General features: G+C 50.5%; 22 protein-coding genes. 7 read left to right on the top strand and 15 right to left on the bottom strand.

Annotated features, from left to right (window positions below; translation table 11 throughout):
• Positions 1–32: 32 nt before the first annotated feature.
• The 4 genes from GVY43_RS08005 to GVY43_RS07990 form a co-directional block, all read right to left on the bottom strand.
• Positions 33–773 (bottom strand): zinc ribbon domain-containing protein, encoded by a 741-nt coding sequence (locus tag GVY43_RS08005; protein WP_159562809.1) that lies wholly within the window; start codon positions 771–773, stop codon positions 33–35.
• Between the two features lie 113 nt (positions 774–886).
• On the bottom strand, positions 887–2,722 hold the full coding sequence (locus tag GVY43_RS08000; protein ID WP_159562808.1) for an acyltransferase family protein: 1,836 nt from the start codon (positions 2,720–2,722) through the stop codon (positions 887–889).
• A 153-nt stretch (positions 2,723–2,875) separates the two neighbouring features.
• Positions 2,876–4,060: a chromate efflux transporter gene (chrA, locus tag GVY43_RS07995; RefSeq protein ID WP_159562807.1), complete on the bottom strand. Its 1,185-nt coding sequence runs from the start codon at positions 4,058–4,060 to the stop codon at positions 2,876–2,878.
• 4 nt (positions 4,061–4,064) lie between these two features.
• Entirely contained in the window at positions 4,065–4,373 is a 309-nt protein-coding gene (locus tag GVY43_RS07990) for a PadR family transcriptional regulator (protein ID WP_031422630.1), read from the bottom strand.
• Positions 4,374–4,574: 201 nt separating this feature from the next.
• On the opposite strand from GVY43_RS07990, the gene GVY43_RS07985 reads away from it, so the two are divergent.
• Positions 4,575–7,259: an HD domain-containing phosphohydrolase gene (locus tag GVY43_RS07985; protein ID WP_159562806.1), complete on the top strand. Its 2,685-nt coding sequence runs from the start codon at positions 4,575–4,577 to the stop codon at positions 7,257–7,259.
• 39 nt (positions 7,260–7,298) lie between these two features.
• On the opposite strand, the gene GVY43_RS07980 is transcribed toward GVY43_RS07985, so the two are convergent.
• Genes GVY43_RS07980 through GVY43_RS07970 form a run of 3 tightly spaced genes read right to left on the bottom strand, consistent with a single transcriptional unit; the run spans position 7,299 to position 10,462 of the window.
• Positions 7,299–8,399, bottom strand: coding sequence for an ABC transporter permease (locus GVY43_RS07980; RefSeq protein WP_159562805.1), 1,101 nt, complete (start codon positions 8,397–8,399; stop codon positions 7,299–7,301).
• The gene (locus GVY43_RS07975) at positions 8,386–9,519 is read right to left on the bottom strand and encodes an ABC transporter permease (RefSeq protein ID WP_159562804.1); all 1,134 of its coding nucleotides are present in this window, start codon (positions 9,517–9,519) and stop codon (positions 8,386–8,388) included. The genes GVY43_RS07980 and GVY43_RS07975 overlap by 14 nt, the downstream gene beginning before the upstream one ends.
• 10 nt (positions 9,520–9,529) lie before the next feature.
• Positions 9,530–10,462 carry an ABC transporter ATP-binding protein gene (locus tag GVY43_RS07970; protein ID WP_159562803.1) on the bottom strand — a complete coding sequence of 311 codons (933 nt, stop codon included), beginning with the start codon at positions 10,460–10,462 and terminating at the stop codon, positions 9,530–9,532.
• Between the two features lie 144 nt (positions 10,463–10,606).
• Between GVY43_RS07970 and GVY43_RS07965 the strand changes: the two genes are divergently transcribed.
• Positions 10,607–11,005, top strand: coding sequence for a hypothetical protein (locus GVY43_RS07965; RefSeq protein WP_159562802.1), 399 nt, complete (start codon positions 10,607–10,609; stop codon positions 11,003–11,005).
• An 87-nt stretch (positions 11,006–11,092) separates the two neighbouring features.
• On the opposite strand, the gene GVY43_RS07960 is transcribed toward GVY43_RS07965, so the two are convergent.
• The 8 genes from GVY43_RS07960 to GVY43_RS07925 all read right to left on the bottom strand — a co-directional run bounded on the left by GVY43_RS07960 (position 11,093) and on the right by GVY43_RS07925 (position 19,246).
• Positions 11,093–11,992, bottom strand: coding sequence for a CAP domain-containing protein (locus GVY43_RS07960; RefSeq protein WP_159562801.1), 900 nt, complete (start codon positions 11,990–11,992; stop codon positions 11,093–11,095).
• Positions 11,993–12,102: 110 nt separating this feature from the next.
• Positions 12,103–13,326, bottom strand: coding sequence for an exo-beta-N-acetylmuramidase NamZ domain-containing protein (locus GVY43_RS07955; RefSeq protein WP_371730229.1), 1,224 nt, complete (start codon positions 13,324–13,326; stop codon positions 12,103–12,105).
• Positions 13,327–13,517: 191 nt separating this feature from the next.
• Entirely contained in the window at positions 13,518–15,275 is a 1,758-nt protein-coding gene (locus GVY43_RS07950) for a C39 family peptidase (RefSeq protein WP_159562799.1), read from the bottom strand.
• A gap of 92 nt (positions 15,276–15,367) precedes the next feature.
• Positions 15,368–16,126 (bottom strand): ABC transporter permease, encoded by a 759-nt coding sequence (locus tag GVY43_RS07945; RefSeq protein ID WP_159562798.1) that lies wholly within the window; start codon positions 16,124–16,126, stop codon positions 15,368–15,370.
• Complete coding sequence (locus tag GVY43_RS07940) at positions 16,126–16,974, bottom strand: ABC transporter ATP-binding protein (protein WP_159562797.1); 849 nt, start codon at positions 16,972–16,974, stop codon at positions 16,126–16,128. Before GVY43_RS07940 ends, GVY43_RS07945 begins: the two co-directional genes overlap by 1 nt.
• Positions 16,971–17,177: a PLD nuclease N-terminal domain-containing protein gene (locus GVY43_RS07935; protein ID WP_012727079.1), complete on the bottom strand. Its 207-nt coding sequence runs from the start codon at positions 17,175–17,177 to the stop codon at positions 16,971–16,973. Before GVY43_RS07935 ends, GVY43_RS07940 begins: the two co-directional genes overlap by 4 nt.
• A 112-nt stretch (positions 17,178–17,289) precedes the next feature.
• Entirely contained in the window at positions 17,290–17,703 is a 414-nt protein-coding gene (locus GVY43_RS07930) for a universal stress protein (protein ID WP_047794988.1), read from the bottom strand.
• A gap of 70 nt (positions 17,704–17,773) precedes the next feature.
• Positions 17,774–19,246: a SulP family inorganic anion transporter gene (locus tag GVY43_RS07925; RefSeq protein ID WP_201302266.1), complete on the bottom strand. Its 1,473-nt coding sequence runs from the start codon at positions 19,244–19,246 to the stop codon at positions 17,774–17,776.
• Between the two features lie 233 nt (positions 19,247–19,479).
• Between GVY43_RS07925 and GVY43_RS07920 the strand changes: the two genes are divergently transcribed.
• From GVY43_RS07920 to GVY43_RS07900, 5 genes are read left to right on the top strand one after another with little or no spacing between them, the layout of a single operon-like run.
• Complete coding sequence (locus GVY43_RS07920) at positions 19,480–19,797, top strand: helix-turn-helix transcriptional regulator (RefSeq protein WP_012727076.1); 318 nt, start codon at positions 19,480–19,482, stop codon at positions 19,795–19,797.
• Between the two features lie 13 nt (positions 19,798–19,810).
• The gene (gene arsD, locus GVY43_RS07915) at positions 19,811–20,170 is read left to right on the top strand and encodes an arsenite efflux transporter metallochaperone ArsD (RefSeq protein WP_159562795.1); all 360 of its coding nucleotides are present in this window, start codon (positions 19,811–19,813) and stop codon (positions 20,168–20,170) included.
• Positions 20,171–20,182: 12 nt separating this feature from the next.
• Positions 20,183–21,940 carry an arsenical pump-driving ATPase gene (gene arsA, locus GVY43_RS07910; protein WP_159562794.1) on the top strand — a complete coding sequence of 586 codons (1,758 nt, stop codon included), beginning with the start codon at positions 20,183–20,185 and terminating at the stop codon, positions 21,938–21,940.
• Positions 21,937–22,215: a Fe-S cluster assembly protein HesB gene (locus GVY43_RS07905; protein ID WP_074036072.1), complete on the top strand. Its 279-nt coding sequence runs from the start codon at positions 21,937–21,939 to the stop codon at positions 22,213–22,215. Before arsA ends, GVY43_RS07905 begins: the two co-directional genes overlap by 4 nt.
• A gap of 32 nt (positions 22,216–22,247) precedes the next feature.
• On the top strand, positions 22,248–23,534 hold the full coding sequence (locus tag GVY43_RS07900) for an arsenic transporter (protein ID WP_159562793.1): 1,287 nt from the start codon (positions 22,248–22,250) through the stop codon (positions 23,532–23,534).
• The last annotated feature ends 13 nt before the right edge of the window (positions 23,535–23,547 follow it).

Here is a 23,547-nt window from a genome sequence, read left to right as displayed (position 1 = left end):
AAGCACGGACAGCCTACTGTCCGTGCTTGTTTTCAATATTCTTCTTCCCGTGATAATTCATTGGAGCCAAGGTTTTGCACAATCTTCATGTCGCCATCCTCATACCGGACTGCATACGTCGTTTCGAATGTCGCTCTCACACTAGAGTCGTCCTCTTTGATGATACGGTACTCTTCATTCGTGGTGACGGTCGCGGTTTCATCATCTTCAATCGAGTCACGATCTTCACCGTTCACTTGAATAGAGATGACTTCTGTGTATATGTGGTCTTCTTTGATGCCTTTGACGAAGAGCGTGTTGTTCAAGTAATCTAATGTCTGTGACTGGAACGTTGATCCCTCAGCAAGGAATGTTTCGACTTCGGATGTATCCGTTGAATAAGTCGCACTGGTGAAAGCGTCGATAAAAGAATACATAAACCGATCGATTTCGTCATAGGAAACTGGTTCATAGAACACACCCGTTTCTGCTTCGGTATCCGGGAGAGCGGCGTCCTCTTCGACTTCAGAAGCTTTTTCTGATTCTTCTTCCTCCGTCGAAGCAGAGAACGATTGTTGTACATCTTTTGCTGTCGTCGTCTCTTTTGAGGCGAGTGGTTCGTTCCATTCCGACCATAACCATACCCCTAATCCGATCACGGCCACAAGGGCGAGCGGGACGGCCCACTTCCAAAGGGGAAGTCGGGTCGATGACGTTTCGATTTTCGTGCCACATTGCGAACAGTGGGATTGCCCTCGCTTCAGAGTCGCTCCGCATGCTGTGCATTTATTCATAGTAATCACTCTTTCCATTTTTTAGTATTATTTTACCTCTTTCATAAGAGTTCTGAAATGAGGGATTATGTATTTGAGTCAATTAAAAACTAGGCTCTTGCACTCGCAAGAGCCTAGTTTGGTTGACAGCCGATTTCTTCGTTCAGTACGTGGCCAAACGCTTCGGCGCCCTTAATATTTAAATGGACCCCGTCACTTTCGAAGTACGCTTCCTTTCCGATTGAGCGTTCATGCCAATCGATGAGGGACACGTTCTCATGAAGCTCACTGGCCCGAGCGAGTTTTTTATTGACCTCACTCTCCCATGGACGTGGGACACGTGTGTTGATCAAATAGATTTCATCTGCTCGTTCGAACTGCTTGAGCAACGTCTCGAGTTGCTCCATTTTGAAGGCACCGTTCGTTCCGAGATGGAGGAACACGACGTGACCTGAAGCATTATACGATTGGTACTGAGAGGCAACTGGAATCGCATCGCGAACTTGACGTCCGATTTGGGCATCGATTTTCATATTCGGGAAAGCATCTGCCAAATATTCGTTCAATCCGAGCATGACCGAGTCGCCAATCGCGAGAGCCGGTGGACATGTTCGTTCTTCTGGTTTTTCAGTTGGTGCTTTGTTTTCTTCTGTCGGTTGATCTTCAGACGGGACTTCCTCTGTCTCCTTGGATTCCGGTTCGTTCGGAACGTCCTTTGTCTCATCTTTTGGTATCGGTACTTTCACGACAGGAATTTCATCTTCGACCGGCTTCGACTCAGAGAACGCCAGGATGGTCAAATTCCCAACGAGAACGAGTGAGAGCGCGGTCGCACATGCCGTGGCGGCAAAGCGTGCGTTTGGGTGCGTCGGTGTTGAGACGAGCTGACGGAACGCTTGTTTGAATCCGTTTCGACGAATCGGTGTCTCGACGAAGCGATACGACAACTCGGCGATCAAAAGCGTCAACGCCACTTGCCCGACGGAAAGAAGTGGCGAGAACGTCCCGAGTCGATCGAGCGGTGTCGATAGAATGATGACCGGATAGTGCCACAAGTAAATCCCATACGTCCGTGTACCGATCACGCGAAGCCAAACGCTTCCAAACAGTCGTGACCAAATGGTCGCCGGATGGGCGACAGCGGCAATCAATAGGGCGGATAGGAAAGAGACGAGCAAGAAACCTCCATAATAGAGGAATGTATCGTAGGCGTTGACGTTACTGATGATCCCGACGATGACGATGAGCGAAACGGCGCCGGTCCAGTTCAAAATGTGGCGTCCGATATTCGGGATCGTTTCTTTAAACGTGTCCGGACGCCAACCGAAGGCGAGGACGGCTCCCATGAGCAGACCGAACAATCGCGTGTCGGTCCCGTAGTAGACGCGGCTCGGATCGGCTTCCGGGACATATCGGAACGCCATCCAGGCGGCGGAGACGAATAGAAGCGCAGCGAGCAGTTGAAGCAATCGCTTCCGGAACGCGAGACCGACGAGTAGGAGCAACGGCCAGAACGCATAAAACTGTTCTTCGATGGAGAGAGACCATAAATTTTGAAGCGGTGATGGCTTTCCGAAACTCTCGAAGTAGGAAACTTCGTGAAAGATATACCACCAGTTGTTCACATAGGCGAGTGCCGCCAGTGAATCTTGGCGCACCGTATCGAGCAAGGAGCGGTCAAACAGAGTCACATACGTCATCACGACCGACAGCATCAAGACGAGTGCCGGCAACAAACGACGGAAACGCGCGAGGTAGAACTTTTTCAAATCGATTGTGCCGGTCTTCGTCCATTCGCGAATCAAGATCCCGGTAATCAAGTAACCGGACAGGACGAAGAAGACATCGACACCGAGGAATCCCCCGGGTATGTAAGGTACATTTAAATGATATAAAATCACAGCCAAGACGGCGAACGTGCGCAAGCCGTCGAGACCAGGCATATACGTTGTATGTTTGAGTGGTTGCATGCCCCCACTTCCTTTCTAGTAAAGCGGACATTTCCCTTATTTTTGAATCCATTCTTCAGTATAACGAGCGTGGAGGAGGGAATGGTTTCAAAAGATTAACAATCAAATGACGTAAAAATCCAATAAAAAAAGGGACACGAGGTCCCTTGCACTTTACATCAGATTAATCAACGTCCCACCGAGTACCCCGGCGATGACGAGTGACCACGGTGGTAACTTCCAATAAGCGATCATCACGAACAGGAAGGCAGCGAACACGAAGTCGACCGCACCGTTGACGGTACTCGTGAAGATCGGGCTGTAGAATGCCGCAATCAAAATCCCAACGACCGCTGCGTTGACACCGATGAGGGCACCGGCGACTTTCGGGTTGTGACGGAGCGCGTCCCAAAACGGAAGTGCCCCGAGGATGAGCAAGAAGGCCGGCAAGAAAATCGCAACCGTCGCAAGGATACCACCCGGCACACCGTTAATCACCGTTCCAAGATAAGAAGCGAACGTGAAAAGCGGACCAGGAACGGCCTGAGCGGCACCGTATCCTGCAAGGAAGGCTTCTTCACTCAAGAAACCAGCTGGTACAAGTTCTCGTTCTAGTAGTGGCAAGACTACATGTCCGCCGCCGAAGACGAGGGCACCGGCCCGGTAAAAGCTATCGAACAAGGCAATCGTCTGATTCTCAAACGTCTCCCGTAAAATCGGTAAGATGACGAGAAGTGCCCCGAAAATCGACAACAAGACGGCCCCGAGACGTTTCGAAATCGGGAACGCACTCGATTTCGTATCGAGGCGGTCCGGCTTGAACAACAGGAATCCTGCGAGGGCCGCGAGGAGGATGAACAATACCTGACTGAACGTCGTTTGCCAGAGTAGGACGCCTGCCAAGGCAAAAAAGGCAATCGTTCGTGTCTTTGTATCAGGTGTCAGTTTACTCGCCATCCCTAAGATGGCATGGGCGACGATAGCGACGGCGACGACTTTCAAGCCGTATAACCAGCCTGCATCGGAGACGTCGAGTCCGGATAACATTAAAGCGAATAGGATGAGGGCAACGACCGACGGCGTTGTGAAGCCGATAAATGAAGTGATCCCACCTAATATGCCACCGCGGACAATCCCAATCCCGATCCCGACCTGTGAACTCGCCGGTCCGGGCAAGAATTGGCATAAGGCGACGAGGTCGGCGTAAGCTTTCTCATCCATCCATTTGCGTCGTCTCACATATTCCTCGTGGAAGTAACCGAGGTGGGCGACCGGCCCACCGAATGAGGTGAGACCGAGCCTCGTTGAAACGAATAAAATCTCTAGTAACGTTTTAAACGTCACACGTTCTGTCGTCATATCTTCACTCCTTAATTTCTTTGAATAACTCGTATGCCTTTTGACGGGCTTCCGCCAACACAGAAAGTCCTTTTTCGGTCGTCACGTAGTTTTTGCGAACGTGTCCATCGACCGTCTCGTTTTCACGAATCAAGAGCCCGTCTTTCTCCATCCCGTGCAAGATCGGGTAGAGCGTCCCGGCGCTGATTTCGTACCCGTGCTCCCGAAGCTCATCGACCATCCATGCTCCGTACACGGGGTGTTCCGCGGCGTGGTGCAAAATGTGGATGTGGATGAATCCGAGAAACAGCTTCCGCAAGACGCGGTCTTCCATACGTGTCATCTCCTTAATATCGAAATTCGATATCGGTTTTCGAAATCAGTCTAGCAAAGGGTGAGAGAGAGAGGCAAGGGAAGAGCATGCAGTTTACGAAAACTTTAAATAAAAAGTTGGGAATGAGTTCGGAAAAAATAGGGAATCTATCACAAATGAGGTAAACTAAATTGAGATTTTATTTGCTGAGGAGGAAGTGACGTGACAAACCCCATTCATTCTTCATACGATACATTGTTGCGTTATATGCCCCAAGGCTACGTCGAGTTTAAAGTGATTTACGACGACGCTTCGGAGCCGGTTGACTATGAATTCTTTGAAGTGAATCCTGCCTTTGAGAAGATTATGAAAGGGAAGCGAAAACACTTCATCGGAAAAAAAGTGTCAAGCGCCCTAAAAGACTTTGAATATAGTGAGCGAGAATGGATGATTCAAGTGGCACGTGTCGTCAGTGATGGGGGTACCGTGACGTTTGAACACTATTCCCGTCGTAATAAATGTTGGTTCGAGATGTCCGTGTTTAGCCAACGAACAGGATTTGTGTCCGTCATGTTCCACGACATCACGCCACACGTTCAAGAGAACAATGCGTTAAAACAACTCGTTAACGTATCGCATCGCTTCGTCTCAACCGGAAGTGACTTGTTGATGAATCAACAATTTCTTGACCAAATCCGTGACTTCACCGGAGCGAAGGCGGTCGCACTCAATTTGATGGAAGAGGATGGCGAATCGTATACGACAGTGGCATTATCGGGCATGGATGAGATGTTAGAGAGAAGTCTCGACATCCTTGGATTTCATCCGGTCGGAAGGAAATGGCCGATGACGGATCAGCGACGCGACCTATTCAAACATTCAAATCCTCGTGTATTTGATGGGATTGGTCCACTTATTGATGGTGCGCTTCCAACGCGTCTCGTCAAAAATCTACTTCGAATCTTCTCGCTTGGAGAAGTCGTTCTCTTCAAAATCGAGAAGGACGGTATTTTATACGGAGACTTGACGATTGTGATGGAAAAAGGGAAGGTTGCCAATCGGCTCGGGCTGGTGGAGTTATATCTCGTCCACGTCCTTGAGCAATTGACGAAAGCCGATCATCAAATCGGAGAGACGAAAAAATCGATGTTCGGTGGATTCGCGACCCTCGATTTGGAGTGCATCATGGCCTTCAACACACGACAAGTGCTCCATTTGAATGATGCATGGGAACGAATTTTAGGGTTTTCACTTGATGAGCTGGAGAATATCGACTTTCTTAGTCTAGTTCACCCGGATGATGATACCATCACGGAAGCGGCGTTTATGGAACTTGAGGAACGTGGTGAGTTGTTCCGCTTCATCAACCGTTTCCGGACGATCGACGATACGTATCGATCGATCGAGTGGCATTGCAAACTTCAAGGGAATTATATTTATGCGGTCGCGAAAGACGTGACGGACCGAGTTCAGTTAGAAGAAAAGTTGGCAGACCGAGATCGGCTTTTGACGAAATTGTCCGATCAAATCCCGGGTGCCATCTATCAATTCGAATTATTGCCTGATGGAAGTTTCAACTTCCCATTCTTTAGCCGAGGCTTTGAAGATATGCTGGGGATTTCGGCAGAAGAGGTACAGACGGACGCGAGTCTTGTCTTCCGACGGATGCACCCGGATGATTATCCGCTTGTCATGCAGTCGATTGATGAGTCCTATCGCAACTTGACGATTTGGGATGCTGAGTTTCGCGTCTTGACCGAGGACGGACGAACCGTCTGGATTTTAGGATCATCCCGTCCGGAAAAGATAGCGGATGGTCACGTGTTGTGGCACGGTTATATCGGAGATGTCACGGAGAAGAAAACATATGAGAAAGAGATTGAGTATCTCAGTTACCACGATCAATTGACGGGCATTAAAAACCGGCGTTACTTTGAAGAGGCGTTGGAGCGCTATGATGATGACCACTTTTATCCGCTCACACTCATCGTCATCGATATCAACGGGTTGAAGCTCACGAACGATGCGTTCGGACACTTGGTCGGAGACCAGCTGCTCGTCGAAGCGGCGAATATTTTGCGAAATGAATTGCGCGCGAAAGATGAAGTGGCACGAGTCGGAGGCGATGAGTTCGTCGTGATCTCTCCGAATACGACGCTCGATGAGGCGAAACAGCTGTCGGATCGTCTCGGTCGTCTCTTCCACGAGCAGACGGTTGAAGGATTACCGATTTCCGCATCATTCGGTGAAGCGGTCAAACATGACTCGAATGTCGAATTGACCGAGGTGTTCAATTTAGCGGAAGATCGGATGTATCACCACAAGGTTTCTGAAAAGCAGAGTCGACGCCACCATTCCATTCAAATCATCATGCGCACGCTGTATGAGAAGATTCCACGAGAAGAAGCGCATTCTCAACGAGTCGCCAATTTAGCGGGGCAACTGGCAGAAGCGATGGGCTTCACGAATGCTGAAGTGAATGAGATTCGAACGGCCGCTATTCTCCATGACATAGGAAAAGTGGCAATCAGCAACGATATTTTGGATAAACCGGGCGCGCTGACCGAATCGGAATGGTATGAAATCAAACGCCACCCGGAAATCAGTTACAATATTTTAAGTACCGTACCCGAATATGTCGCCTTATCGGAAATTGTCTTGGCGCACCATGAACGATGGGACGGGAAAGGCTATCCGAAAGGGCTACAAGATTTTGAGATCCCTCTTGCTTCACGAATCATCGCAATTGCGGATACGTTCGATGTCATGGTGACGGGGCGACCGTATCGACAGGCGAAGACGATTGACGAGGCACTCGCCATCATCTCACAAGAGGCGGGCAAACAGTTTGACCCATCTCTCGTCGACGTCTTCTTTGAAAAAGTCGTACCGACACTTCAACAATAAAAAGCGAGTCCTCCTGAATATGGGGGACTCGCTTTTGTATTAGACGGTCAGGGGTCGTTTCTTCAACACGAGGATGGTGAGGAGGAAGACGACTCCGGTCATGCCAATCATGACAAGGATGGAGAGATACGGGAACTGTCCCTCATACATCGTGATGACACCGTTATTCAACCAATAGGTCGGCAGGAAACGACCGACAAGTTTCAATGAATCCGGCAACCAGAGAAGGCTGATGAACGCCCCGCCGGTGATGGCGGATGCCATCGTGACCGAGATTTGAAAGATGTTCGCCTTCTCCCGATTCGTCGCAAACACGGCGATGAGGCCACCGAGGGCTAGACAGACGAGCAGATAGGAAGAAAACAAGGCGAACACGGTCGGGAGATGTATCCATACATCTTGACCGTATAAAGCGAGGCTCACGCCAATCAACAGCATCACGTAGATGAAGCCGACGAGATAAAAGGCTAGTAGCAGGGAGGCGAAGTAACGCCTTGGTGTCACCGGTGAGGCGAACAATCGCGCATAGATCTTCTCGTCCCGATCATCCGCGACAAACATAGGAATGAACTGGAGAAAGGTCGACATCATGATGAACGACAACAGACCGAAGAAGGCCTGTGTTCGGGCGGTCGTGGCGACACTTTCCTGGAACGGTTCACTTGAAAGTGAGTAACCGTTCGACGTCTCTTTTGACGCGAGCTGTTCGAACGTCGCTCTATCGTAGCCGCTCGCTTCGAGCAGTTGGCGTTCGCGGGACAGATGACCGTTCAGTGCCTGCTCGATCAACGAGGCATCACTCCCGGCGATTGCAGAGAAGGAAAGGCGAGGCATCTCTCCTGTGAACGCCTGTTCCGTGAAGTCATCAGGAATGATGAGGACGATATCTTCTCCTTCTAACAAGACATCATCCGTGTTCGACTCGAGCAACGTGACCCGACCAAACCGTTCGGCCTCGTCAATGAGGCGTTCGGCGAGAAGTCCACCGTCCCGGTCGACAATCCCGATGGATGCGTTCAAACTGGACGTTCCACCGACGAAGGAGAGGATGAGCGCGAAACCGAACATCGACACGAAGGTGAACACCCACAGCCCTTTCTTTCGAAGCATCCGTTTGGCCACATGTCTAATGAGTACCATGACGCTTCACCCCTTTCGAGAGAATGTAGCTGAATGCGATCAAGATGAGGAGATGAATCCCAAGCAATCCGAGACTTTGCCAATACAGATTCATGTCACCTTCACGTAGGAGGACGGCTAGCATTCCGTCCCGCATGAAAATCGGCATGAACACGTAGGCAGCCCACGGCGCATAGTTCAGCGTCACTTGGTCAAAACCGGGGACATAGCCACCGGATAAGATCATGAGGATGGCGACGAATCCGTTGACGATCGCATCCTTTGTCGTCGCGCTCAACTTCGGCAAGTTGACAATCAGGAATCCGATGGCGACCCCGTACGCGGTCAAGGCGAGCCAAGACAGAATCAGATAGCCGAACTGTACGTTCGCCAAGTCGAATGTGCGATAGACGAAGTGGCTGAACCAAAACAAGAGGATAAGCTGCAACAAGATGATGACGTAGCGACTGAACGTCCGCGCAAGTCGATATTGAACCGTTCGGACTGGGGCCGCTTGGATGCGTAAGTAACTGCCTGTATTCGGTTGCTCTTCTCGTGCCATCGATGTGATATAAAACGACCCGAACAATGCTGTCATGATTGAAATCGTGACGGTGAAATACTCGAGCGAGGTCGGGGTACGTCCTGCCAAGTCGACACTTTCCGTATCGAGCCAAGCCTCATTCACATATGGGGCCGACACGCCTGCTTCCGCGAGCGTAATCTGTTGATTGGCGACGGCTGTATACTGACCGAGGATGGCATCGAGGACGTCGAACTCGACCGTCGTCGGTTCCTCATAGAAGAGTGTGATGTCAGGTCCATCGAGTTGCAAGATGACATCGGCATCGCCATCGTTCACACCTTGTTCGGCAGATTGGAGGTCAACGTATGGGACAAGTCGGATGAAGGCTTGAATGTCTTCCTCATTTAAAAAAGCCTCGAGCGGTGCTCGATACTGGTAGGTCGACGATTCGACGTAGGCGACGTTCGTGACCGGAAGTTTGAACGTGTCACTGAAGACGGCCGACAGCATCGTCCCGAGTCCGAAAATGAGGATGAGCGGAAAGATGAGCATCCAAAAGAGGGTGGCACGATCCCGAAGCCGCTGTTTCACATCATATTTGATGAAAGTCCACATGACGTCCCTCCTATTCCCGGAGCGTCTTCCCCGTCAATGCCAAAAAGACGGTATTGAGGGAAGGGCGGTCGACCGTGATGGAGGTGAAGTGGACGCGTTCTTGATGGAGCGTCTCAAGGAGCGGGGCAAGCGGCGTGTCTTTGTCTAACGACACCTCGATATACGGTTCTTCATACTCTACTTTTTGAACGTGTTCGAGTGCGTCGAGACGTTCGAGCAAATTTGGTGTGAGCGCATCGACTTTGATCCGGGCCGTCTCGAGTGTCATGACACGGTCTTTCAATTCGTCCTGTGTTCCTTCTGCGATGATCCTTCCTTCATCAACGATGGCGATTCGGTCGCAGAGGAGTTCGACTTCTTCCATGTAATGAGATGTATAGATGATGGTGGCACCGCGGCGATTCAGTTCGCGGATGTTCTCTAAAATGGTATTTCGCGACTGCGGGTCGATGGCGACGGTCGGTTCATCCATGAAGATGAGTTCGGGTTCATGGACGATGCCACAGGCGATATTGAGGCGACGGAGGAGACCGCCGGACAGTTCGGGCGGACGTTTCTTTTGATGGGCATCGAGTTCGACGAAGTGGAGCGCAGCCTCGGTCTTTTGTTTCGCTTCTTTCGGACTGAATCCATACAGCTCCGCAAAAAATTGGATGTTCTCATAGACGGTCAGCTGGTCATAGACGGAGACGTGTTGCGGCACGATCCCCACGCGGCGTTTGATGGCCAGTTCGTCTTTTGGCATCGCTTTTCCAAAAATGTGAATCGAACCGGAGTCCGCCTCGTACAGATTCAACATGACCGAAATGGCGGTCGTCTTCCCGGCACCATTCGGTCCGAGCAACCCGAAGAGTTCGCCTTCTTCCACTTTCAGAGTGAGGTCGTTCAAGGCAATCGTATCCCCGAACCGTTTCGTGACATGGTCGAGCGAGATAATGGACATCGTAATACTCCTTTCTCATGTGAAATGTTTCTCGTTCTACACAAAGGTGTTCGAGGATTGTCACGAATTTACCTGTCCGGAACACTTGAAATGTGCAATAATCTAATTATTCAGATAATTATAGTGTTGAAATGAGGGGTTTGGATGAAAGGATGGCAATTCAATAAACAAGAAGGGGCATTGTTCCCGGACGAAATCGTGCTTTCTGCGTTTTGTACAGTCGAACCGAAACGAATGGATTCGACACTCCCGTTCTATTATGATGAGTCGATTTTTCGTTTCACGAATAAGCATGGGGAGACGTTCTACTTTAAAATATCACCGAGCTATCACGAGTTTGAAATCAATATTAAAGGTGGGGACGGGGAGCTCGTATATTATCAACTGCTCCGCACCGTCAGCAAGGTCGAGATTTTAGAAGACCGGCGAGACCACGCAGAGTTATTGATCGTCCTAGCTGAAGATCGAAAGCGGACCGTGACGTCAATCGAATTGACCGTCCGACCGCGTTTTCGTGTGCTCGTGAAAGAGCATGAGATATAAGAAGTGCGTAAGGCTCGAGAGCGGATGCGAATCCGCTTTTTTAATTGGCGAAAAAAAGACAGCCACGACGTGACTGTCCTTCAGCGGTTATTTCGTCAAAAAGATTTGAACATGGATGGTCGACCCTTGGGCATCGGTCGCTTTGCCAATCCCGAGGTGCGTATAATTCGCATTCAAGATATTCGCGCGATGACCGCTGCTGTTCATCCATGCATCGACCGCCCGGACTGGGTCGCTCGATCCTTTATAGATGTTCTCCCCCCAGCCCCGATACGAGACGCCGTAAGCGTCTAACGTGTCCCCGGGTGTACCGTTCTCCTTGAGCGTGTGCGAGAATTGACCCGTACGCGCCATCTCATCGGCGCGGACTTGGGCGACACGGTTCGCCTCACTCGAAGCGGCGAGAAGAGAGAGACCGGCAGCCTTCCGTTCTTTGTTTGTCTCAGTCAACACGTTGACGGGCGACGTGAAACTGACATGATTGGCGAGGATGTACCCAGTGTATGAACCGTAGCGCACCTTGTACCATCGTGATGTGCCGGTATAGCGATATGACACGGTCTCAAGTTCTGTACCCTGCCGGACGAACTTGACGTTCGAAGAGGTCGTGAGCGGACGTGATTTTAAATAAACGCTCGACGGTTTGACGTACGTCGGTTTCGTAAATTTCACCTCAGCAGTGGACAAGCGGACATACTTGGCGGGCAGATAAGCGTAGCCGCTGCCCCATTGAATCTTATACCAGCGCACACCGTCCAATTGGAACGATGTCCGGACACGCATCGAACCGTCTCGCGGAATGAGTGCAAGTCGTTTCGCGCTCAAAGAAGGCGACTGTCGGACGTTGAGTTGACTGATGTTGGTCACGTAACCGGTCGTGTTGATCGACGTCTCATAATATGCTTGGACGCGGTTGATAGAGAAGGGCGACCCGATCACACCGAGTGTCAGAATGATGGTGAGTAGTAGAGAGAGATGCTTCTTCAATGGAATCGACTCCTTTTGTGGGACTCCCTATATTCTATATCGTTTGGGTGATTTTTGGTTTTACCATTTCATTACAAAAAGGATGGACTCTTCGTGAGCCCATCCTTGCTTCATTTATACAGTAAATACTCTTTCCGAATTGGGAGAAACGCGTCCCGCTCGTCCTCGATTTTCGTCAGGATGTCTTCAAGCGGAGCTCCTTCGAGAATCATATCTTTCACGTAGGCGTTTCCTGTCAATTTCGTGATGAAGTCATTCGCTAAAAACTCGAAGTCGTCCGGATACATGCTGTGAGCCATTTGAATCATCGCAATCCCAGTTCTTGTCGATTCGAATCGAGCTGGATCAGTGACATAGACCTCAACCCCGTGCGTCAGTTTGCCCGCGTGTTTTGAGAACGTCGGCGTGAACGAGGCAGCCCGGAAAGCGACACCTGGCAAGTCGAGCCCGTTCAGCTCATTCGCATATTCATGCGCTTTTATATACGGCGCGCCGATCAGCTGAAACGGTTTCGTCGTCCCGCGCCCCTCGGATAAGTTCGTTCCTTCAAACAATCCGGTCGCAGGGTAAACATTGACCGTGTCGGTCGTCGGCATGTTCGGGGACGGCATGACGAACGGGAGTCCCGTGTCCTCATACATCATCGAACGCTTCCAACCTTTCATTTTTACGACTTCAAGGTCGGCTTGAATCTGATACTCGGTGTTGAACAGTCGCGCGAGTTCACCGACGGTCATCCCATGCTTTAGTGGAATCGGATAGAGACCGATGAAACTGGAGTAATCCGGGTCGAGCACCGGACCGTCAACGCGAAGCCCGCCTTGCGGGTTCGGACGGTCGAGGACGACAAACGGAATCCCGTTCTCGGCAGCGGCTTCCATCGCATACGCCATCGTATAGATATACGTATAGTAGCGTGTCCCGACGTCTTGGATGTCAAAGACGAGCACGTCGACATCTTGTAGCATCTCAGGAGTCGGTTTCTTCGTGGCACCATATAGGCTATATACAGGCAACCCCGTCACGTCATCGATGTAGGAACTGACCGTCGATCCGGCTTGGGCATCTCCCCGAACGCCATGCTCTGGTCCGTACAATGCCGTCAACTCGAAGTCATCGGACTGGTCAAATAGGTCGACGATGCTCGTTCTCTCCGCGTTGATCCCGGTCGGATTCGTGATTAGTCCGACCCGTTTTCCTTTCAAGATTTCCGGGTTTTCCATCAACCGGTCGACCCCGAGTTCGACCTTTGGTTTTTTCGGTTCAGACTTCGCATCGGCATCCAACCAGACGATGGAAGTCGTGAGAATCGTCAACGCAGCCATACCACCCATCCACTTTTTCATCAGAAACTCCTCCTTCGATTCATGTAAGCGCTTCAATTTCTTAACAGGAGTGTACCATTCAGAAATTTAATTTCAATATTTAATCATAAAAATAGGAATTTATATTTCTTAATTTCATACTTTTCTCCTAGTCGGACATAAAAAACGTGTCCTTCGATGAAAGACACGTTCCTTTTTACTCATCTGACCGCGAGCGCTTTCCATCCCGTCGCGCTCATGACGGCGCTCACTTTTGACTTAGGGATGACCAAGCGACCGCGATATGGGTCGTTGATATACAAGTTTGACTTGTCATAGCCGGTTGCCAACATGACATGATAGTTAACGTAGCCGGTGAACTTCTTGTTCGAAGCGGTATACCAGTTGAAGTAGCCGTATGGTTTGTTGAAGTCGACACTCGCCCAGACGATGACCGGGTTGCCCATCGACAGTTCGCGTTCGATCGAGCCGAGCCCTTGATTGGACAAGTCTTTCACCGGACGATACTTACTGGCGAATTCAATCATGCCTTTTGGATAAATCCCATAGTTCTTATATTTTCCGAGCGTCCCTTTCGGATCTCCTGTGAACATGACGTTCGGGTCGACCCACCGATATAAGCGGTTCTCATAGCGAGCGTTCCACATACTCTTTGGCATCTCGTTATATAAGGTCGAGGCGCTGACGGCACGCCCTTTTTCTTCAAGTGCCATTTTGAGGGAGAAGAACTCGCAGCCTGACGGATACCCCATCGGGAACTGACGATAAAGTGGGACGCTCATCTTATAGATGGACAGTGCCTGAGAATAGGCACCACGCGCATCGAACGAGGCGTTTCCGACACGACGGTTTTGATACATCTTTCCGTATGTATCAAAATAATACCATTTGCCGTCGATGGCTTGCCAATCCGTCTTTTTCGTCAAGGCCGGATCATAATATTCGTACTGGGTCGTGTATTTCCATCCTTTCTCCGGCACACCGGTCGAATGGAAGTGATACGTCTTTCCATCCAATCGGAATTTCCCTTTCAGGCGGTATCCGTAAGTCGGGTGGAATCCGACCTTCTTCCCATCGACCGTTTGAAATCCGTACTCACGACGTCCGTATGGGTCGAACGAATAGACGCGTGCATTCAATGTGTAGACACCTTCTAGTCGGTAGCCATAGGTCGGATGGAAGCCGTACATCACACCATTTATTTGTTGAAGGCCATACTTACGATCGCCGTATTTTCCGAACAGGTAGTGACGATTGTTAATCCGATGCAACCCTTCGAGGCGATACCCATAGTAGGGATGAAATCCATACACTTTTTCACCGATTCGGGTGAGACCTTGTCGACGTACCCCGTCAGTCCCGAAATAATAGCGTCGTGTGCTGATCGTCTGCCATCCGGTCGCCATCTTTCCTTGCTCCATCAAATAATATTTCTTGCCGTCAATCGTGTACATGCCTGTACGAATGGTGCCGTCTGGGAAGAAATAATGTTTGGCGTCACCAAACTGTTGCCATCCCGAGAGTCGGACCCCGTCCTCGTTGAAGTAATATCGTTTGCCTTCGATTGTCTGGAAGCCGGTGACGGCTTGACCGGTTTCGTCGTAATAATAGACGAGACCATCGCGTTCTTGCCATCCGGTGAGTAGCTTCCCGTTCTCGTCAAATGTGTATGTCGTGCCGTCGACCGCATGGGGACCCGTGATGAGTCGACCGTCTGTCTCAAAATAATATGTAGCACCTTCGATTTCCTGCCAACCTGTGAGGAGGGTACCATCTTCATTCAGATAGTACGTATGACCCTCGATTACTTGCCACCCTGTCAACACCGTCCCGTCACTCGATGTATAGACGATGCCATCCTCCGTCTGTTGGAATGAACCCTCAGCGGACGCGAACTGTGGACTCGTCCACACTGCACCGATTAACAGACCGATGCCGACCCTTCTTTTCCATGTCATTCATGTGACCTCCTCTGTATGCATACAGAAGAGATACCCATATTTATCCAAGATGAAGCTGTGGCAAATGAATCATTTGTAAGGTCAGACGTTTACGCCGTATGACTCATGAACCGAAGTCGTTTCGACGCCATATACAGGGATAGGATGACGACAACGGTTCCGGTCACAATCGGCCACACGAGATTCACTTCTGTCAAGAACACCTGACTCGATAGTGGACCGAGCATCCATGGCATCCAATCGAGGTCGACCCAGCCGATGAGGAGCGACATGACGAAATGAAGACCGAGCGTCAAGACGACTGCGACAACACCGCTCTCAATCATCGCAGCGAAGAGAATGAAGATGGAGAGCTGAACGACAAAATGAAAGACAAGAAGTGCTGTGGATATGAGAAATGCGGTTACATCAAACGCCTCGAAAAGAATGACCGTATAGTAAGCGGCCGCTAATTGGGCGAGTACGAGACCACCGACCGTCAAGAGGACATAATGTGCCCATTTGCTGATAACGATGCGAGACGTCGGGATTTGTAACGACTTGAGCCAAGCGAGCGTTCCGTTCGTTCGCTCATGACTGAATGTATGCATCGCCGACAACAAGACGACGAGAAGACCGATTTGGCGAAGCTGTTCACTGACTGAAATCAACACTTCTTCTGGTGTCGGTGTCGGGAGATCAATTACGGCGCCGTCCGGTAAGTTGCCACCGGAAGCGAGGATATCTGGTAAGAAATAGAGCGTGAGCGGTTGCATCGAGGCAAGGAGCATGAGCACGATTGGAATCCAAATGAGTCGTTTGTTCGACCATGACTCTCGCCATTCCTGTTTAAAGATTGCGGTACGCATCAGGCGTTCACCTCCAAGAATAAAGATTCGAGTGACGGGTGCCCGACGTGTAGTGATTGGATGATGAGGTTCCGTTCCAGGATGCGCCGCAAAATCGCCCGTTCGGCGAGATTCCGGTCCGTTGACTCAAACGTCCACGTCGAACCACGTTTGGTTGTTCGGGTCACGCCTTCTAACTGCGTCCAGTCTGCATCGGTCGTCCCATCGTCAAAGAGACGTAGCTCAATGGTCGACTTCGAACCGAGCAGGTCGGTCACGGTTCCTTCCATGAGCAATTTGCCTTGTCGAAGCAGGAGCACCCAGTCACTTGCCTCTTCGGCATCCGGCAGGACGTGCGTCGAGTACAGGATCATTCGCTCTCGTTTCAAGTCACTTAATAGATCGAGTACTTCTCGTCGACCGCGTGGGTCGAGTGCCGAGACCGGTTCATCGAGCAGTAAGAGTTCCGGGTCATGGACGAGCGCTTGGGCGATCCCGAGACGCTGTCGCATCCCTCCCGATAAGTTCGCTGCCGGCCGGTCGACCGGTTCGAGCCCGACTCGTTTCAATAGTTGAATCGGCTCGACGTGTTTGGTCCCCGTCAATTCAGCGGCATACCGAATCGTCTCGACGGGAGTCAACGATGGATAGAGGGCAGGGCGCTGAGGCAAATAGCCAATCCGAATACGTTCGTGTCCGGTCATATCGCCACTTGTCGGTTCGGTGACGCGGGCGAGCAAGTTCAAAAGCGTCGTCTTCCCAGCACCGTTTTCTCCAAGGAGGGACGTGCAACCCGGTCGTAATTCGAAACTGACATCATCGAGCGCCGTGAAGGAGCCGAATCGCTTCGTTACATGTGTGATTTTCATCGCGGAGTCCGTCCCCATAAGAAGTATACGATTGGGCCGAGTATGTTGATGAAGACGATGACGAGAAGCCATACCCATTTCGGGCCATTTGTCATGTCGCGTTTGAACAAGTCAATCAAGGCGACGACGAGCAGGATGAGTTGCAAAATCAAAACAGGTAGTAAGATGAGAAAAAGTGTATTCGGGTCATTTGCGATGTCCATCGCGAGAACCTCCTTTTGAATTAGCTGTCTTTAAAACATTCTACATGAACGGTATGTCCCCTGTATGTGACACAAAAAATCCCCATCTCACGACGGAGATGGGGACGATGCATCATTTCACGATAATGACAGGAGCGAGAGCTCGTTTGGCCAGTTTATGACTCACGCTACCGAGCACGAATTCTTGGAACGTGTTCAATCCACGTGATCCGACGACAACGTATTCATATGGCTCATGGTTCGCATATTTGACGAGCTCGACGTCCGGCTCCCCACGAAGTTCGATGTATTCGTAGGCAATGCCTTCTGCTTCCGTCAAATCGAACAGTGGCTTGAGCATCTGCTTTCGCTTCGTCTCCAAGTCGATTTTCCCTGTCGAATTGAGGGCCGCTTCTTTCGATTCCTTCGCACTGATGACGTGCACGATATCAATCGATGCATTTGACGCCTTTGCGAGCTGAATCGCTTTTTCTAGCGCACGTTTCGAGTGGGCAGAACCATCTGCCGCTAAAAATACCTTTCCCATGAAAAACTCCTCCTCTTTCGCACGTTCTACTTTTAGTATAGGTGATTTGGCGAAACGGGGAAATGATGAATCAGTGCCCTGCGTTCGCGTCTTGTTGCTTCAAGTGAAGGGCGAGCGTGTTGAGCAGTTTTTCCGAGTCTTTGTTCAAGTTGAGCAGTTCCGGTTCGATTCCGACTTCCCGATATTTGAAGATGACCTTATCGATTGCCCCGATGGCGGAGTCGTCCCAAAGATGCGTGTTCGCAAAGTCGATGGTGACTGTTTGGATACCGGCTTCAGCATCCTCTGTCACGTCGAACTGATTGACGAATTCAGATGTCGAGGCGAAGAAGAGCTGACCGTTCACCATGTAATGAGCCTTGTCGGCATCGAACTTTCGCTCGAGATCGATTTTTGAGATTTTAGCAGCGAAGAGAATTGCTGCTGTCAAAATCCCGGCGAGTACACCGAGTGACAAATCATGTGTGACGACGGTGACGAGTACGGTGACGAGCATGACGACCGTATCCGATTTTTGGGCGGTACGCATCGCTTTGAGCGAACCCCAGTCAAACGTCGCATAGGAGACGAAGAACATGACCCCGACGAGCGCGCCGACCGGAATCAGCATGAGCACGTCGCTGATTGTCATGATCATGATGAAGAGCGCGAGACCGGCTGTAAGTGTCGACAGACGTCCACGAGCACCCGATGAGACATTGATGACCGATTGCCCAATCATCGCACATCCTGGCATCCCACCGAAGAACCCAGCAATGATGTTCGCAATCCCTTGTCCGCGCGATTCACGGTTTTTGTTTGAGTCCGTTCCTGTCATATCGTCAACGATTTGTGCCGTCAAGAGCGACTCGATCAATCCGACGAATGCGAGGGAAATCGAGTAAGGAAGAATGATCAACAACGTTTCAAACGTCAACGGGACGTTCGGGAATAAAAATTCCGGGAGTGTTGCTGAGATTGTTCCCATGTCTCCGATATTTTTCGTTTCGAGACCGAGTGTGATGGCTAAAATCGTCATGACGACGATGGCGACAAGTGGTGCAGGGATGGCTTTTGTGACTCGCGGAAATAAGAAGATAATGGCGAGTGACGCGGCGACGATTGCCCAGATGATCCAGCTTTCCCCTTCAAAGTTGGATAGTTGCGCTTGAAAAATCAGAATGGCAAGCGCATTGACGAATCCGACCATGACGGCGCGTGGAATGAACTTCATTAAGCGGGCGATGCCGAGATAACCGAGTACGATTTGAATGACACCCGTTAGAATCCCAGCGGCCAGCAAATATTGAAGACCATGGTCGGCGACGAGTGAGACGATGACGAGCGCCATCGCACCGGTCGCAGCCGAAATCATCGCAGGGCGACCGCCTGCGATTGAAATCACCATGGCGATGATGAACGAAGCATAGAGCCCGACCATCGGGTTGACGCCAGCGATGAGTGAGAACGCGATCGCCTCAGGGATGAGGGCGAGAGCGACAACAATCCCCGCAAGGACGTCTGCTCGGACGTTACCGAGCCAGTCTTGTTTGATTGTATTCATTTTTTCCAAGAAGAACACACCTCTCTTTATATTTTGACTTTGATCTTCGAGTCTCACGAAGATCAAATGCCACATTATATGAAAGGAAATGTTCCAACGTTACGTGTTTTCACAACGTGTTTCATCATAACGGATTTTTTTTGAAATGACAATTGAATGAAGTTGAAAAGTATGGTAATTTCATAACGGATACGTTATATAACAATTAGGTTATACAGAAAGGGGAAGTGGAAATGTACACTGCAGAAGAATTAAGCAAAGTACTCAAGGTGCTCGGTGATCCGACTCGATTGACCATGCTGAAACAGATGGAAGCAGGGGAACAGTGCGCATGTAGTTTCGTCGACTGTTTTGACATCTCACAGCCGGCAATCAGCCGTCATTTGAAGATGTTGCGTCAGGCTGGACTGTTATTAGAGCGCCGAGACAAACAATGGATCCACTATCGATTGAATGAGACAAGCCCTTTTTATGGGATTGTCGTCGATTTGCTCGACAAGATTGAGACAATCGATGTGAGTTGCGACTGTGACACCGAATGTGCAATTTAAGGAGGAGTCAACGATGAAACTTGAAGTGTTTGAACCGGCAATGTGCTGTCCAACAGGATTATGTGGTCCATCCATCGATCTAGAACTGACGCGAGTGGCGACAATTCACTACGTGTTGAAACAGCGAGGCTTCGATGTGTCACGCTATAACCTGGCATCGGAACCGAATCGATTCGTTGAAAATGTCAAGGTGCAAGCTGAAATTGCAAACGGGCTCGAGATGCTCCCGCTCACAGTAGTTGATGGAAAAATCGTAAAACGGGGTGCCTATTTAACAGATGAAGAAATTGCGGAGTTGACGGGACTACCGGTTGACGCATTTGCCAAGAAAGATGGAGAAAAGCCGAAAGTTCGCATCTCACTGAAGAAATAAGGAGATATGCTCATGAAGACATTTGATTTTCATACGATTGAACCGACCCGTTATGTGTTCTTGACCGGGAAAGGTGGCGTCGGGAAGACATCGACAGCGTCAAGCCTCGCCCTGACGCTCGCCGACCGTGGCAAGCGTGTCTTACTCGTTTCGACCGACCCGGCTAGTAATTTACAAGACGTGTTTGAGATGGAACTCGATGAGACGCCGCGCCTCGTTCCGGAAACAAAGCTTGCCATCTCCAACTTCGATCCCGAAGAAGCGGCAAAACAATATATGGAACGCATGGTCGGACCTTATCGAGGTGTATTGCCGGACGTGGCCATTCAGTCGATGGAAGAACAATTATCCGGTGCCTGTACGGTTGAGATTGCGGCATTTGACCAATTTACGGACTTGTTGACGTCCGTGTCAGCCCGTGAGACGTACGATCACGTCATCTTTGACACGGCACCGACCGGTCATACGTTACGCCTACTCACCTTGCCGAGTGCATGGGATGAATTTTTGGAGACGAATACGACAGGTGCGTCTTGCCTTGGTCCGCTTGCCGGTTTAGCTGACAAACAATTGCAGTACAAAAAGGCCGTTGAGACGCTCACTGATGGTAAAGAGACGACGCTGCTTCTCGTTGCCCGTCCCGAAACATCCACGCTCATCGAAGCGGAGCGTGCCGCGACCGAACTTCGCGCCATCGGCATCGAGCGAATGCAGCTCATCATCAACGGTCTTGTCCAACAGGATGAAGGGGCAGACCGATACACGAAGCGGCTCATCGAGCGTCAGCAACAAGCACTCCGTGAACTTCCTGAAGGCATAACTGACCTCGAGGCATTCAAACTTCCATATGCTTACGAAAATCTGATTGGTGTCTCTGCACTTCGGCGCTTTGTGAACGGAGAGACGGTCGCTGTCGCAGATGCATGCTATGACTCGAGTCGTTACGGATCACTTGATCGACTCGTTGATGAGATTGAGGCGGACGGTCCAAGTGTCATCATGACGATGGGGAAAGGTGGCGTCGGGAAGACGACACTCGCTTCGCTGATTGCGGTCGCGCTTCATGAAAGAGGGCACTCTGTTCATTTGACGACGACGGATCCGGCCGCTCATGTCGCTTTCACGATTGGGACAAACATTGCAGATACGTTCACGGTCGATGCCATTGACCCGAAAGTTGAAATTGAGAGGTATCGACAGGATGTGTTCAAGGAAGCAGGGAACCTGAATGAAGAGCAACGTATGATGCTCGAGGAGGACCTGCGTTCGCCGTGCACCGAAGAAATCGCCGTTTTCCGTGCCTTTGCGAATCAGGTAGCGAAAGCGAAAGACCGTTTCGTCGTTATCGATACGGCACCGACCGGACACACGCTTCTTCTGTTAGATGCGACCGAGAGTTATCATCGCGAACTCGAACGCTCGACTGGCGTTGTCCCGGAAGCAGTCCGAGATTTGTTGCCGAAATTACGTGATCCGAAACAAACGCACGTCATCATCACGACCTTGCCTGAAGCGACGCCGGTATATGAAGCTGAACGACTCGTAGCAGATTTGAATCGGGCTAAGATTCTACCGTTCGCTTGGGTCGTTAATCAATCGTTCACGCCACTCGATGTCACGAGCAAACTATTGACCGCGAAAGTCGCGAATGAAGTCCTATGGCTCGAACGTGTGAACAGCTATCGGCGTCCAACGATGCTCGCCTGGCAAGAACATTTGCCGGTCGGATATTCCGCGTTATCCCAACTATTGAAGGAGGAAGTGAAATGAACATCACGAATGAAGCCATCGATTACTTAAAAACAGCGCTAGAGGAGGAGCAGACAAAATCGGTCCGCATCATCACGGAGGCCGGTTGCTGTGGACCGACACTAGGTTTGGCCGTAGCGACACCGGAAGCGACCGATGAGGTGAAGCACTTCGACGACCTTACGTTTGCCGTGGCGAACGAAGCTACAGCGTTGTCCGCGAACGTCACGCTCGACGTTGAATCAACAGAAGAGGGAATGACACTCGTGTTGCACGGTTTGCAGCCGAGTTGCTAAAAAATAAATAGAGATTATTGGAGGATTACATTGTGCAGTGGTTTGCTAGTTTAATTTTTCTTGTGACGCTTTTCCTCATCATCAAGCAACCGAAAGGCCTCGGCATCGGTTACTCGGCGATGGGGATGGCTGTCATCGCTCTCGTTTCGGGCGTCGTCAATTTAGAGGATGTCGGTACGGTTTGGGGCATCATTTGGAACGCGACGTTCACCTTTATCGCAATCATCATCATTTCACTCATTTTAGATGAGATTGGATTCTTTGAATGGGCCGCGTTACACATGGCGCGAATCGCCAAAGGTGGCGGGGTGAAACTCTTCGTTTATATCACGTTACTCGGTGCCCTCGTCGCAGCCTTGTTTGCAAATGACGGGGCGGCGCTGATCTTGACACCGATTGTCTTGGCGATGGTCCGCGCACTCAAACTGCCGGACGCGGTCGTCTTGGCATACGTCATGGCATCCGGATTCATCGCCGATACGGCGAGTCTTCCGTTCATCGTCTCGAACCTCGTCAACATTGTCTCAGCCGACTTCTTTGGCATCGGGTTCGCCGAGTACGCCGCGCGGATGGTGTTCGTGAACGTGTTCGCGGTCGCGGGGAGTCTGCTCGTGTTGTACCTTTATTTCAAAAAAGATATCCCGAAACAGTATGACGCCTCACAGTTGGCTGAACCTTCGTCCGTCATTAAAGATCATACGATGTTCCGCTTATCCTGGATTGTACTCGGTTTACTGGTCATCGGGTACTTCACGAGTGATTTAGTCGAGATCCCCGTTTCGCTCGTCGCGGGTGTCATCGCCTTGTTCTTCCTCGTGATGGCGAACCGCTCGTCAGCGGTCCAGACGATGCAAGTCATCAAAGGTGCACCGTGGGCCATCGTCTTCTTCTCGCTCGGGATGTATATTGTCGTCTACGGTTTACAAAATGCCGGACTCACTCAAGTATTGGCGAACTTTATCGATTGGTTCGCGGTTAACAGCTTCAGTGCCACATTCGGGATGGGCTTTTTGGCCGCCATCTTGTCATCGGTCATGAACAATATGCCGACCGTCATGATTGATGCGCTCGCCATCGACTTGACGCATACGACCGGACAGATTCGGGAAGCGTTAATCTATGCGAACGTCATTGGTTCCGATCTCGGTCCAAAGATTACCCCGATTGGGTCGCTAGCGACGCTTCTATGGCTCCACGTCCTTCGTACGAAAGGCCTCAAAATCGGATGGGGGCAGTACTTTAAAGTCGGGATCATCTTGACGATTCCGACATTGGCTATCACGTTGCTCGGCCTATACATCAGCTTATTACTTTATTGAGGAGTGGATTATA

This window comes from Exiguobacterium sp. 8H, assembly GCF_902506255.1.
GTDB classification, from domain to species: Bacteria; Bacillota; Bacilli; order Exiguobacteriales; family Exiguobacteriaceae; genus Exiguobacterium; species Exiguobacterium profundum.
The sequence above is the reverse complement of the archived record's forward strand: the minus strand, read 5'-3'. Positions and strand labels throughout refer to the sequence as shown.